12 protein-coding genes are annotated in these 13,853 nt (G+C 51.4%); 11 read left to right on the forward strand and 1 reads right to left on the reverse strand.

The window, feature by feature from the left end; all coding sequences use genetic code 11:
- Positions 1 to 4: 4 nt before the first annotated feature.
- The 7 genes from bamA (at position 5) to GO984_RS01095 (ending at position 6,890) form a co-directional block, all read left to right on the forward strand.
- Positions 5 to 2,401 carry an outer membrane protein assembly factor BamA gene (gene bamA / locus GO984_RS01065; RefSeq protein ID WP_157020743.1) on the forward strand — a complete coding sequence of 799 codons (2,397 nt, stop codon included), beginning with the start codon at positions 5 to 7 and terminating at the stop codon, positions 2,399 to 2,401.
- 130 nt (positions 2,402 to 2,531) lie between these two features.
- The gene (locus GO984_RS01070) at positions 2,532 to 3,026 is read left to right on the forward strand and encodes an OmpH/Skp family outer membrane protein (protein WP_245230984.1); all 495 of its coding nucleotides are present in this window, start codon (positions 2,532 to 2,534) and stop codon (positions 3,024 to 3,026) included.
- Between the two features lie 72 nt (positions 3,027 to 3,098).
- On the forward strand, positions 3,099 to 3,563 hold the full coding sequence (fabZ, locus tag GO984_RS01075; protein WP_138163135.1) for a 3-hydroxyacyl-ACP dehydratase FabZ: 465 nt from the start codon (positions 3,099 to 3,101) through the stop codon (positions 3,561 to 3,563).
- Between the two features lie 5 nt (positions 3,564 to 3,568).
- Positions 3,569 to 4,354, forward strand: coding sequence for an acyl-ACP--UDP-N-acetylglucosamine O-acyltransferase (gene lpxA / locus GO984_RS01080; RefSeq protein ID WP_157020744.1), 786 nt, complete (start codon positions 3,569 to 3,571; stop codon positions 4,352 to 4,354).
- 3 nt (positions 4,355 to 4,357) lie between these two features.
- The gene (locus tag GO984_RS01085) at positions 4,358 to 5,146 is read left to right on the forward strand and encodes an LpxI family protein (protein ID WP_157020745.1); all 789 of its coding nucleotides are present in this window, start codon (positions 4,358 to 4,360) and stop codon (positions 5,144 to 5,146) included.
- Positions 5,143 to 6,303, forward strand: coding sequence for a lipid-A-disaccharide synthase (gene lpxB / locus GO984_RS01090; protein ID WP_157020746.1), 1,161 nt, complete (start codon positions 5,143 to 5,145; stop codon positions 6,301 to 6,303). Before GO984_RS01085 ends, lpxB begins: the two co-directional genes overlap by 4 nt.
- A 5-nt stretch (positions 6,304 to 6,308) precedes the next feature.
- Complete coding sequence (locus GO984_RS01095; RefSeq protein WP_157020747.1) at positions 6,309 to 6,890, forward strand: hypothetical protein; 582 nt, start codon at positions 6,309 to 6,311, stop codon at positions 6,888 to 6,890.
- Between the two features lie 97 nt (positions 6,891 to 6,987).
- Here GO984_RS01095 and mnmA read toward each other — a convergent pair whose 3' ends face one another.
- On the reverse strand, positions 6,988 to 8,133 hold the full coding sequence (gene mnmA / locus GO984_RS01100) for a tRNA 2-thiouridine(34) synthase MnmA (protein WP_157020748.1): 1,146 nt from the start codon (positions 8,131 to 8,133) through the stop codon (positions 6,988 to 6,990).
- A 133-nt stretch (positions 8,134 to 8,266) separates the two neighbouring features.
- Here mnmA and sciP point away from each other — a divergent pair, with 133 nt between their 5' ends.
- The 4 genes from sciP (at position 8,267) to recG (ending at position 13,851) form a co-directional block, all read left to right on the forward strand.
- Positions 8,267 to 8,545 (forward strand): CtrA inhibitor SciP, encoded by a 279-nt coding sequence (gene sciP, locus GO984_RS01105; protein ID WP_138163129.1) that lies wholly within the window; start codon positions 8,267 to 8,269, stop codon positions 8,543 to 8,545.
- A 102-nt stretch (positions 8,546 to 8,647) separates the two neighbouring features.
- Complete coding sequence (gene ctrA / locus GO984_RS01110) at positions 8,648 to 9,367, forward strand: response regulator transcription factor CtrA (protein ID WP_157020749.1); 720 nt, start codon at positions 8,648 to 8,650, stop codon at positions 9,365 to 9,367.
- A gap of 138 nt (positions 9,368 to 9,505) precedes the next feature.
- Entirely contained in the window at positions 9,506 to 11,764 is a 2,259-nt protein-coding gene (gene ligA, locus GO984_RS01115) for an NAD-dependent DNA ligase LigA (RefSeq protein ID WP_167740173.1), read from the forward strand.
- Positions 11,761 to 13,851 (forward strand): ATP-dependent DNA helicase RecG, encoded by a 2,091-nt coding sequence (recG, locus tag GO984_RS01120; protein ID WP_157020750.1) that lies wholly within the window; start codon positions 11,761 to 11,763, stop codon positions 13,849 to 13,851. Before ligA ends, recG begins: the two co-directional genes overlap by 4 nt.
- The last annotated feature ends 2 nt before the right edge of the window (positions 13,852 to 13,853 follow it).

Here is a 13,853-nt window from a genome sequence, read left to right on the forward strand (position 1 = left end):
TGATATGCTCTGGGGGAAACGCGTAGGTAAATCCTGCGTTGAGTGCAATCCACGCACCAATATGTTGTATCGGCAGGCATCAGCGATTTCATTCGCTGTTGCTTTGGGGTTTGCCATAACCCCTTCACTGGCTGAGGCTCAAAACTATAGGTTCAATACAGTTCAGGTCGAGGGCAATCAGCGTATCCAGACCTCAACCATTATTGCCTATACTGGGATTGAGCGTGGCGAATCTGTAAGTGCAGGGCAGTTGAATGATGCCTACCAGCACATTTTAGACAGTGGCGTTTTTGAAACTGTCGAACTGGTTCCTCGTGGCGGTACTTTGGTTATCAAAGTGACTGAGTTTCCGACAATTAGTCGAATCAGTTTTGAAGGAAACCGCCGGATCAAGGATGATGCGCTATTGGCGCTGGTTGAATCGTCCCCTCGGAGGGTGTTCAACCCATCCCAAGCTGAGCGTGACGCTGCAAACATTGCCGAAGCTTATGGAGCGCAGGGACGGTTGGCGTCGCGTGTGACACCAAAGATCATTCGCCGAAGTGACAATCGTGTCGACTTGGTTTTCGAAATCCGTGAAGGCACGACAACTGAAGTTGAACGCGTTTCCTTTGTTGGTAACCGCGTGTATTCCGACCGCAGGCTGCGCCGCGTCTTGGAAACCAAACAAGCTGGATTTTTACGGACGTTTATTCGTGCAGATACACTGATCGAAGATCGTATCGAATTCGACAAACAAGTGTTGCGTGATTTTTATCTGTCTCGCGGATATGTAGATTTTCGGGTTAACAGCTCGAATGCTGAAGTGACCAGCGAACGGGACGCTTTCTTCTTGGTAGTGGACGTCACTGAAGGGCAGCAATTCAATTTTGGCCAAATCTCGGTCTCCAGTGAGGTTAGCGAAGCAGATTCTGATGTGTTTTTTGACGCACTCAAAGTGAAACCTGGATCTACTTATTCACCTTTGGTGGTTGAGAACTCGATTTCACGGTTAGAAACGCTCGCCATTCGTCAGGGTATTGATTTTTTGCGGGTTGAACCTCGTATTACCCGTAATGATCGCGACCTGACTCTCGATGTCGAATTTGTTCTGACGCGCGGACCAAGGGTTTTTGTTGAACGTATTGATATTGAAGGTAACACAACAACGTTAGACCGGGTTATTCGACAGCAATTCCGTACGGTCGAGGGGGATCCCTTTAATCCGCGCGAGATTCGCGAAAGTGCAGAACGTATTCGTGCGCTAGGTTTCTTTGCTACAGCTGGCGTTGATGTTCGTGAGGGCAGCTCACCCAGTCAGGTTGTAGTTGATGTAGATGTAGAAGAACAGCCAACGGGTTCTTTGAACTTGGGTGGAGCCTATTCTATTGAAGACGGTTTTGGTCTCACTATCGGTCTTACAGAAAATAACTTCTTGGGTCGTGGTCAGAGATTTTCTTTTAACATTTCAACAGCGCAGGAATCTGAAGAGTACATTATTGGCTTTACCGAGCCTCACCTCTTAGGTCGGGATTTACGGTTTGATCTTGATTTGGGGGTTTCGGAAACGGATTCAAGCTTCTCCGAATACGATACCAAACGTGCCTTTATCGTTCCTTCTCTGTCATTCAAAACAGGTGAAAATACGATTCTGCAAATGCGCTATGTTTGGGATCGGGATGAAATGATTTCCCGGGGCAATGACTCTAATGGAGATGCATTTGCAGGACCGGTTGTACTCACCGAGATTAACCAGGGTGAGCTGACTTCTAGTGGAATTGGTTTCACCTATACCTATGACAGCCGATTAACTGGACTGGACACTACGTCAGGCTTCTTGGTGCAAGTTGGAGCAGATTATGCTGGCTTGGGGGGCGACAATGAGTATCTGAAGTCGACTACCAAAATTGTTGCACAAAGACTTGTTTTCAATGAGGAAGTTACTCTCCGGGCAACATTCGAAGCTGGCGCTTTCAGCTGGCTTGGCGATGATAAGAGCCGATCCATTGATCGCTTTATCTTGTCGCCAAGTATTATGCGCGGATTTGAGCCTGGTGGGATCGGTCCTCGCGATCTGTCTGCCCGGGCTACACCAGGGGCTGGTAGTTACGATGACTTCCTAGGCGGAAACTACTATGCTGTGGCGCGTTTTGATGCTGAATTTCCACTAGGACTGCCAGAAGAAATTGGTTTGCGTGGGGGGTTGTTCTTTGACGTAGGAAACCTTTGGGATCTGTCTAACGTGAACACCACAGGTGGTACTATTGTTGGTGATACAGGCTCGTTCCGACAGGTGGTTGGTTTCTCCTTGCTTTGGACTACGGGTTTTGGACCATTGCGGTTCAATTTCTCAAAGGCTCTGAAAAAAGAGAGCTTTGACAAAGAACAGAGCTTTGACTTGACGCTTCAGGCCAGGTTCTAATTCGGTGCCGTGTCACGGCGCTCAAGTTCTACGCAGATCATTGACCTCGGTGTCGATGGTCTGCGGTCTAATGCTAGTTCCCTTGAACCTTAATGCGCAGACGGCCTTACAATTTCCGCCGAATTTCGCAATGCAGTTGGGCGCTCCGCAGAGCTCCATTCTGACCATCCAATCGGATCGTTTATTTTCCGAAAGCGCTTACGGTCGTCGTATTGCACATGAAATTGAGGCAGAAGGCGCTGTTTTAACTGCGGAAAATCGTCGAATAGAAGCGGAACTGCGAAGCGAGGAACAGCAGCTAACAGAACGGCGCAGTTCCATGGATCCGGCTGTTTTTCGAACCTTGGCAGATTCCTTTGATGAAAAGGTTCAAGAAACCCGGCGTCTGCAGGAAGAAAAGCTTCGTGAGATTAACCAGACCGGCGAAACGGCCCGGCGAGAGTTTTTTTCGGTTTCTCTGCCTATCCTGCAACAATTGATGCGGGAAACAGGTGCAGGGGCTATTCTCGAGCATTCGACAGTTTTCTTAAGTGCAGATGCTGCTGATATCACGGATATTGCAATTTCGCACATCGATGCAGTTCTAGGCGACGGGTCGGTTCTTGACGACGAACCTCAGCAATAGCCATTGCTTGCCCAATCAGTACCGTCTTGCTAGTCACAACATCAACACAATACCAAAAACAGGATTACCGTCATGACCGCCGAGTTGAAAAGCGCTGACATTCAAATGATTCAACGGATCCTGCCTCATCGCTATCCGTTCCTTCTTGTCGACAAAGTTGTCGATATTGATGGCTATAAATCAGCCCGTGGCATTAAGAATGTTACGATGAATGAACCGCATTTCCAGGGGCATTTCCCTGGAACACCGATCATGCCTGGGGTCACTATTGTTGAAGCAATGGCGCAGACAGCTGGCGTCATGATCGGAACGGCTTTCGATATGATGGACAGCGATATGCTGATCTACTTTATGAATATCGACAAATGCAAATTCCGCCGCAAGGTTGGGCCGGGCGATGTGCTTGAAATGAACATTGAAACGGTGCGCGGTAAACCTGGCGGCAAAATCTGGAAGTTCTCTGGTAAAGCCACTGTGGATGGCGAGGCGGCGGCCGAGGCCGAATTCACCGCCATGGTTGATTTGCAAAAGGATTGAATAGCATGAGCCTGATCCACCCCAGTGCGGTGATTGAAGAAGGTGCTACCATTGGCGAGGGCTGCGAAATCGGCCCGTTCTGTGTCATTGGGGCCGAGGTCGTCCTGGGGCAACGTGTGGTTTTGAAAAGCCATGTGGTGGTAGCTGGCCAAACAAACATTGGCGATGATACTGTAGTTTTCTCCTTTGCGGTGCTGGGTGAGGTCCCGCAGGATCTTAAGTTCATGGGAGAACAAAGTCGTACTGTAATTGGTAAGCGTAATCGCATCCGTGAACATGTGACGGTAAATGCAGGTACGGATGGTGGTGGTGGTGTCACTCAAATTGGTGACGACGGCCTTTTCATGGCTGGTTGCCATATTGCCCATGACGCCCAAATTGGTGATCGCGTGATTGTTGTGAATTCTGCAGCTGTGGCCGGGCATTGTGTGTTGGAAGACGATGTTATTATTGGCGGGTTGTCTGGTATTCATCAGTGGGTACGTATCGGCAAAGGTGCAATAATTGGTGCTGTTACGATGGTAACAAATGATGTCATTCCATATGGCTTGGTTCAGGCCCCGCGCGGTGATCTTGATGGGTTGAACCTAGTAGGTCTCAAACGCCGCGGTGTAACCCGTTCAGATATCACAGCTCTTCGCGCCGCCTTTCAGATGCTGGCACAAGGAGAGGGCACGTTTCAGGAACGTGCTCGCCGTCTGGGCGCTGAAAGCGATAGTGAATACGTACAAGAGATTGTAGCTTTTATCACTGGTGACAGTGATCGTTCGTTTTTAACGCCGGGGCGCTAAGACATGTTAGCATTGATTGCAGGAACTGGAGCCTTGCCGGGGGAAGTTGCGCAGCGGTTGGCTGATAAGCCGTTGATTTGTTCTATGGCAGGTTTCGCCCCTACGTCAGTTCGTACCGAATGCAGCTTTCGGTTGGAGCATCTGGGTAGCTTCCTTGAAGATTTGTCAGTCCGGGGTGTTACCGAAATTTGCATGGTCGGCGCTGTTGGACGCCCATCTATAGATCCATCTGCAATCGACGCTGCCACAATGCCATTGGTTCCCGTGATACAGGCTGCACTTGGAGCTGGTGACGATGGTGCATTAAAGGCGGTTATCAAAATATTTGAACAGGCTGGGTTTACCGTTCGATCTGCGCAGGAAGTCGTTCCTGAATTGCTGATGGAGGCCGGGGTGCCAACTCGGGTACAGCCTGGTGAACTGGACAAGGCGGATGCACTGCGTGGGGCTGAAATAGTTGAGGCGATGAGTGCGGCCGACATTGGTCAGTCTTGCGCAGTCAGAGCACGGCAGGCGATTGCGGTAGAAAATGCATTTGGCACCGATTGGATGCTTGACGCTTTGCAAAAACGTCCCGATGGACAAGGTGGAATTCTGTTCAAGGCCCCAAAATCCACGCAGGATCGTCGGGCGGATCTTCCTACCATTGGTCCTGCCACAGTCACGATGGCAGCCCGTGCAGGGCTATCTGGTATTGTGCTTGAAGCCGGGGGCGTGATTGTGTTGTCGCAGGACGATGTCATAGAGGCATGTAATCACCACGGTCTGTATCTGTGGTTGCGCCCGGTATGAGCCTGCGGGTCTTTATTCTAGCTGGTGAGCCTTCAGGCGACCGGCTAGGAGGGGCTTTGATGGCGGGACTAAAGCAACTATCGCCCGAAATCTCCTTTGACGGGGTCGGCGGGCAAATGATGTCCGACCAAGGACTCGTCTCTCAGTTTCCGATGGATGAGTTGTCGGTTATGGGGCTGGCAGAGGTCTTGCCAAAGTATCAGCATTTGAAGCGCCGTATTCGTGAAGTGGCAGAAGCGGTGATCACCTCAAAGCCTGACGTCCTGATCACCATTGACGCCCCTGATTTTTCGTTGCGGGTGGCTAAGCTGGTCAAAAAATCCAGCTCCATCCGAACGGTACACTATGTGGCGCCATCTGTCTGGGCTTGGCGTCCTGGACGGGCAAAACGGATGGCTCGGGTCATTGACCAGGTCTTGGCATTGCTTCCATTTGAGCCACGATTTATGCAGGCGGCAGGGATGGAATGTGACTTTGTGGGTCATCCAGTTGTAGCTGAACCGCAAGCAACACCTAATGAGATTTCACAGTTCCGGGCTGAGATGGGTTTGGGGGATACGCCATTTGTGCTTGCGCTACCGGGGTCTCGCCGTTCTGAGGTCGAGCGCTTGGCCCCCGTGTTTGGGGAGGCATTGGCGGCATTTTGCAAGTCCCACCCAAACATGCGTGTCATCGTTCCTGCTGCGGCACCGGTGGCCGATTTGGTACGTGACAAGTTACAGTCATGGCCAGGCGATGCGCTGGTTCTGGATCCCCGTGATTATGAGCCAGCGACAGCGCAATCCCATAAACGTGCAGCCTTTGCAGCCGCTGACCTGGCTCTGGCCGCGTCGGGAACTGTGTCGCTAGAACTGGCGGCGGCGAATACCCCAATGGTAATTGCTTATAAATTCCAGTGGTTAACCTGGCAGATAATGAAGCGCATGGCCTTGATCGACACAGTGACTTTGGTCAATTTGGTAACTTGCAGCCGGGTTGTGCCTGAGTGTCTTGGGCCGGAGTGTACTGCAGACAATATTTCGACTGCTTTGTCGCAAGTGGCCTCAAACCCACAAACGCAACATCAGGCCATGGCGCTTACAATGTCACAGTTAGGTCTGGATGGCGAAGCTCCGGGGCTTCGTGCTGCCCGTGCGGTACTGGAACGTCTGGGGTAAACTTGATGTGGGATGAAGTAGCCTTTGCCGCCTCTGCCGCTCTGGCACAAATTGTGACAAACCTCGATAACCTAGCAGTGCTTTTGGTTTTGTTGGTAACAATGGGAGCCATGCGCCCTCTGACTGGATATGCTCTCTCGCAGGGCCTTGTGTTAGGCGCAGCGATGGTGCTGGCTTTTGGGACCGATCAAGCTGCGCCTGAATGGACCGGATATTTGGGAACTGTCCCAATTCTGTTGGGAGTTCACGGGTTGTGGCATCAGTGGTGGCACTCAGAAACCAATACACAACCACGCTTGTCGAGCAGTTCTGGGATTCTCGGGGTGACGGCGCTGTTCCTCGCGTTGTCATTGGATAGCTTTGCGGTGATGGCACCTTTGCTGGCTGATAGCGCACCAGGTTATCGTCTATGGGCATTGGCCGGGGCATCTAGTGCTGTGGCCGTGCTCTGTGCTGGGGCTGTTTTGCTGTCTGATGCCACCGCGTTCTCAGGGGCATGGGCGGTACGTCTTGAGAGACTTGGGCCGGTAGTGATGATACTGATTGGTGCTTATGTCTTGATCAACAGCGGTACAGATCTGGTCTGACACTTATAGCGCGCTTTTTTGTTCAGCTTAAACTCGCCCAGCCGTATCGCCAGGCAAGTTTGTTTTCGATCTGCGCCTAACCGAGCAGGCCTTGATTTTAGTATCCGCGCCAGATCCAGCCACCACCAAAAATACGACTGCCTTCGTTGGCGTAGAACACACAGGCCTGACCTGGTGACACGCCTTCCTCAGCTGTCAGCAATTCGACCTCAGCCTCAGTATCCGAGATAGGTCGAATGATCGCATCGCGCGGTGGTCTGGTGGAACGAACCTTGACCGACAGATGCCATTCTTTGCGACTGGTGAAAGGTTCATCCCCAAGCCAGTTGATCTCACGAACTGGGATCTTGCGTGTTGCCAGCAGCTCTTTGGGGCCAACAACAACCTGTTTGGTGTCAACGTCCAGCTTGACCACATACAAAGGTTCGCTCAACCCGCCGATCCCCAGCCCCCGGCGTTGACCGATGGTGTAATGGATGACCCCTGTGTGGGTCCCCAGCACGCGACCGTCATGATGCACAATCTCACCGGCTTCGGCGGCACCAGGGCGAAGTTTTTCGATCAGACCGGCGTAATCACCATCTGGGACAAAGCAGATGTCCTGACTGTCGGGTTTGTCCGCTACTGCCAATCCATACTGTGCAGCCATTTTGCGGGTCGCATCCTTACTGGGGAGGTGTCCCAGTGGGAAACGCAGAAAATCGAGCTGCTCAGGTGTAGTTGGGAAGAGGAAATAGCTCTGGTCGCGGTTGGCATCAGTCGCTGAATGAAGTTCAGCACCGTGTGTCCCCATCTTGCGCTGAATATAGTGACCTGTCGCCATGCAGTCTGCTTCCAGATCTTTGGCGGTTTGCAGCAGGTCTTTGAACTTGATCCGCTCATTGCAACGAATGCAGGGGACAGGTGTTGCGCCGGCCAAATAGCTATCAGCAAACTCGTCAATCACTGCATCTTTAAAAATGTTCTCATAATCTAGAACGTAATGCGGAAAGCCTCGTTCCTCGGCAACGCGGCGCGCATCGTGGATATCAATCCCCGCACAGCAAGCGCCTTTCTTTGCCAGGGCAGCGCCATGATCATATAGCTGAAGGGTTACTCCAACCACGTCATATCCTTGATCTGCAAGGTATGCAGCCACAACTGAGCTGTCGACGCCGCCTGACATAGCCACCACAACGCGGGTTTGAGAAGGCGGTTTGGCGAAGCCAAGCGAGTTTAGCGGGGTGTCATTATCCAGCGCCATGTTGGCGTCTCCTTGGATTTTGAGGAAGGCGTCGAAGAATATAAGAAAATCCTACAGACTCTCAAGGGGCATGGTTCACATCTCGTTAAGCCGTATAGGCCAAATCTGTGTCAGCACAATAAGGGATACGGTGATGTTTTTGAAGAAAGTGGATGGGCCGCGTGCTGTGACGCTGCCAGATGGGACAACTATGACCCGCGCCGATCTACCGCCGGAGACCACGCGCCGCTGGGTAGCATCGCGTAAGGCCGCGGTGGTTCGTGGCGTCCTGTATGGCTTGTTGCCAGAAAAGGAAGCGATGCAGCGCTACGGGTTAAGTGAAGAAGAATTTCGCAGTTGGGTGGCTGCAATCGCGGATCATGGGGTCGACGCGTTAAAGGCAACAGCCTTGAAAAAATATCGACAACCCTAGTCAACGAAGCATATTAACCATTATGGTAACTGTGCGTTAACCTTTTTCCATCAAGGTTAACGCAACTTGAGAAAATGAGCATACAGGCGGAGACTTGAGAGCATGCGTATACTTCTGGTGGAAGACGATCCAACAACTGCAAAAAGCATCGAGCTAATGTTGACCCACGCGAACCTGAACGTCTATGTGACGGATCTGGGTGAAGAGGGCATCGATCTGGCTAAGCTTTACGATTACGATCTGATCCTGCTTGACCTGAATTTGCCAGACATGAATGGCCACGAAGTGCTGCGTCAGCTGCGTTTGTCGCGCATAGAAACACCCATTTTGATCCTGTCGGGTGAAGACGATACTGAGAACAAAATCAAGGGCTTCGGCTTCGGCGCTGACGACTATATGACCAAACCATTCCACCGGGAAGAACTGGTTGCACGTATCCACGCCATTATCCGTCGCTCCAAAGGTCACTCACAGTCGATCATCAAGACCGGTAAGATCGCTGTTAATCTGGATGCGAAAACTGTCGATGTTGACGGCAAGTCCGTGCACCTGACCGGCAAAGAGTACCAGATGCTGGAGCTTCTGAGCCTTCGTAAGGGAACAACTCTGACGAAAGAAATGTTCCTGAACCATCTATATGGTGGCATGGATGAACCTGAGTTGAAAATCATCGACGTATTCATCTGCAAGCTGCGCAAAAAATTGAGCACGGCAACCGATGGTGAAAACTACATCGAAACTGTGTGGGGCCGTGGCTATGTACTACGTGATCCACAAGAGGACGTGATGTCCGGTGGCCCACGTTTGGCCGTTGGTGCATAAAAATGTTTGGGCAATGGGTCTAAAGTAGGCTCATTGCCAAACGGCATTCTTACCGAATTCAATACTACCTATATTCTGCATCTAGACCTCAGTCGCGCCTCCTCTTATCACCGTATCATCAGGTGGCAGGAGGCGTACGTGCAGCATACCGAGGACAAATTATCCATTTCGCTTTCTGAACAGGATGCCCGCAAAGAGTTGCTGCTCCTTCAGGAAAACTTGCGCCTGGCTGATGTTGCCTACCACCAAAAAGACTCTCCCGTTCTTTCTGATGCCGCCTACGATGAGGCCAAGAAACGGTATCTTGAACTTTTAGAGCTTTTTCCACAGTTTGACGAAATTGCTACCCTGTCCGGTAAAGTCGGAGCACCTGCGGCTTCGGGTTTTGGCAAAATCACCCATTCCCAGCGGATGTTGTCTTTAGGTAACGCCTTTGAGGATGCAGATGTCGAGGATTTTGACGCCGGCGTTCGTAAGTATCTCGGCCTGTCAAACCATGTTTCGTTGGCATATACAGCTGAACCGAAAATTGATGGGCTGTCTCTTTCGATCCGCTATGAAAACGGAGTGCTCAAGCAAGCAGCTACGCGTGGCGATGGGTCGGTTGGTGAAAACGTTACCGAAAATGCGCTGACCATTGCCGATATACCGCATCAGATAGAAAATGCGCCTGACGTTTTGGAAGTTCGTGGTGAAGTTTATATGAGCCACGCAGATTTTGCGATGCTCAATCAGCGGCAGATCGAACGTGGAGGTAAAGTCTTTGCCAATCCTCGTAACGCCGCAGCCGGGTCTTTACGGCAGCTGGATGCTGAAATCACTCGAGCCAGACCGTTAAAGTTCTTTGCCTATAGCTGGGGGGAAGTGTCTTCTCCGGTGGCCGAAAATCAGATGGAGGCAATTAAGAGATTGAAAAGTCTAGGGTTTGATGTGAATCCGCTGACTAAGCTCTGTCAAAATCCGTCCGAAATGATTGACCACTACCATCAGATCGAAGCCCAACGTGCTACACTTGGCTATGATATTGATGGGGTTGTTTACAAAGTGAATGACCTTGATTTGCAGGAACGCCTTGGTTTTCGTTCAACCACGCCGCGATGGGCAATTGCACACAAGTTTCCTGCGGAACTCGCCTGGACCAGGATTGAAAGCATCGATATTCAAGTCGGTCGTACCGGAGCGCTTAGCCCGGTTGCGCGGTTGGCACCGGTTACAGTCGGCGGAGTTGTGGTCTCAAACGCGACGCTACATAATGAGGACTACATCGCTGGGCGGGATTCCAAAGGGGCGTTGATCCGTGAGGGTAAAGATATTCGCATCGGAGACTGGGTTCAGGTCTATCGTGCTGGCGATGTTATTCCAAAAGTTGCAGATGTTGATCTAGCCAAGCGGCCGACCAGTTCGGAAACCTTTGTTTTCCCTCACATTTGCCCTGAATGCCAAAGCCCGGCTGTGCGTGAAGAGGGGGATGCGGTTCGCTATTGCTCTGGTGGCATGATTTGCCCTGCTCAAGCCAAGGAAAAACTGAAACATTTTGTTGGACGCAAAGCTTTTGATATCGAAGGGCTTGGCGCTAAACAGGTCGAAATGTTCTATGATGATGACGTCCTTCCTATTCGTGAGCCTGCAGATATTTTCACTTTGGCGGCACGTGACCAGAATAATTTTACCAAGCTAAAAAATAGAAATGGCTGGGGCGAGCAAAGCGCCACAAATCTGTTTGCAGCTATCGAGGAAAAGCGCCGTATCGAGTTTGGCCGTATGTTGTTTTCGCTTGGTATTCGTCATGTCGGTGAGGTCGCAGCTAAAGATCTAGCACTACATTTTTCAACCTGGAATAGTCTGAAGGATGGGGTGGTCGCAGCCAGACCCGCTGCTCTGGCATGGCGCTTTGCTGACGAGGCTGAAGATGCCGAGCGCATTCTTGCGGTAGCTGAAGGTCGCCGAGCAAAGGTTAAGGAAACTCGCGATGCGGCCATTGCACAATGTGATGTCGACGCATCATCCCAGTCTGTTTGGCAAGACATGCTGGGAATAGATGGCGTGGGTGCGACGGTTATCCTGTCCTTGACCGATGCATTTGCAAATGTTGAAGAACGTGCAGCTATTCTAAGATTGGCCAATGAACTAGATGTAATCCCTCCGAAGGCGCCTTCCAATGAAAGCCCCGTAGCTGGAAAAACAGTGGTTTTCACCGGAACTCTCGAAAAAATGACCCGCGCAGAGGCGAAGGCCCGCGCAGAGTCACTTGGCGCAAAAGTGTCTGGATCGGTGTCGGCAAAAACCAATATTTTGGTCGCTGGTCCTGGGGCTGGATCCAAAGAGAAAAAGGCAAAAGATTTGGGGGTCGAAATCCTTGACGAAGACGGCTGGCTGACGTTGATCAATTTGGCATGAGCGGCCGCCCAGAAATTTTGTTTCCGCTGTTTGCGGGTTTGGAAACCCTTTTGGGAGTTGGTCCAAGAACGGCTGCTAACTTCCATCAAATAGGTGTGGAAACGCCTCGTGACTTGTTGTTTTCACTACCTTATTCACTTGTCGACCGACGCAGGCGCTCAACAATCAAAGACGTCGACCTCCCTGCTGTTGTTACGGTGGAAGTCACTATTGGCTCACACCGTGCAGCGCGCAATAAGGGGGGCGCCTATCGTATTCATGTCGAAGACGCTGAAGTTGATTTCCAGTTAGTGTTCTTTCATGGACGAAGTCGCTATTTGGAATCTCAGGTTCCCGAGGGCACGCGCCGTGTGGTTTCAGGTAAAATCGAAATTTTTGATGGGCTCGCCCAGATGGTGCATCCGGATCACATGCTTCCGGTGGGGGAAGCTGATGAGATCCCTGATTATGAACCTGTTTATCGGCTAACACAGGGAATTACCCAAAAGACATTTTTTAAGGCTGCGCAATCCGCCCTGAAAATGGTACCAGAGCTATCGGAATGGATTGACCCGTCGCTCCTCAACAAGGAAAGTTGGCCTGCGTGGCATCAGGCCATCCAATCTGGGCACAATCTAAATGGTCTGGATGAACTGGATCCGCAATCTCCTGCGCGTGCACGCTTGGCATATGATGAACTGTTTGCACACCAGTTGACTCTTTCTCTTGCCCGTCAGGTCGAACGAAAATCACCCGGTATAGTCAGTGTGGCGGATGGCAGCCTGCAAAGTAAGGTTCTGGCAGCATTGCCATATCGACCAACTGGTGCGCAGAGCCGTGCTATCTCTGAAATTACAAACGACTTGAGTTTAGACAAGCGGATGAACCGGTTGTTGCAGGGGGACGTTGGCTCAGGAAAAACTTTGGTTGCTTTCATGGCATTACTGGTTGCGGTTGAAGCATCCGGTCAGGGCGTGATGATGGCGCCAACCGAGATTTTGGCGCGTCAACATCTCGAAGGGTTAAAGCCCCTGGCCGAAGACGCTGGTGTGGTGCTTGAACTCTTAACTGGGCGCGACAAAGGCGCGGAACGTCGGGCAAAACTGACCGCGCTGGAACGTGGTGATATTCAAATTCTTGTTGGTACACATGCGGTGTTTCAACAAGACGTAAAGTTCAACGATTTGCGACTAGCAATTGTAGATGAACAACATCGGTTCGGCGTCCGTCAACGTATGGAACTTGCAGAGAAAGGGCAGGGGGCTGATGTTCTTGTTATGACTGCAACTCCAATCCCACGTTCGCTGGCCCTAGCGCAATATGGCGATATGGATATATCGATTCTGGATGAGAAACCGCCAGGGCGCAAACCGGTCAAAACTGCTGTGATTAGCACTGAACGGATTGACGAGGTGATCAGCCATCTTCGTCATGCCATAGACGAGGGACGACAATGTTATTGGGTCTGTCCACTGGTTGAAGAATCAGAGGTCATGGATCTGATCGCAGCCGAGGAACGGTTCAAGCGTTTGCGTGCAGTACTGGGTGAAGGTGTGGTCGGTCTGGTTCACGGTCAAATGCCGGCGGCCGAGAAAGACGCGGCAATGGCGGCATTTCAGAGAGGTGAAACATCGGTTCTGGTCGCCACAACGGTCATTGAAGTTGGGGTAAACGTTCCTAACGCCTCTATTATGGTGATCGAGCGAGCCGAAATCTTTGGTCTTGCACAACTGCACCAACTCCGGGGCCGGGTTGGTCGGGGCAGCGCTGAGGCTACATGTCTGCTGATGTATCAAGCCCCTTTAGGAGCCACCGGGCGTAAACGGTTGAAAGTGCTACGCGAAACCGAAGATGGGTTTGTCATCGCAGAGACCGATTTGCAAATGCGGGGGGCAGGCGACATGATTGGAACTGCGCAATCGGGCCTCCCGCGGTTTCAGATTGCCGATCTGGAACGGCAGGCCGATTTGATGGAAATAGCACAAAGCGATGCGCGGACGCTGCTATCTGTGGATCCAGAACTAACTAGCTCGCGTGGCCAAGCCGCGCGTGTTCTTTTGTGGTTGATGCGCCAAGATCAAGCCATTCGTTTGATTTCAGTAGGTTAGCC

Origin of the sequence: Parasedimentitalea huanghaiensis (assembly GCF_009753675.1) — a bacterium.
GTDB classification, from domain to species: Bacteria; Pseudomonadota; Alphaproteobacteria; order Rhodobacterales; family Rhodobacteraceae; genus Parasedimentitalea; species Parasedimentitalea huanghaiensis.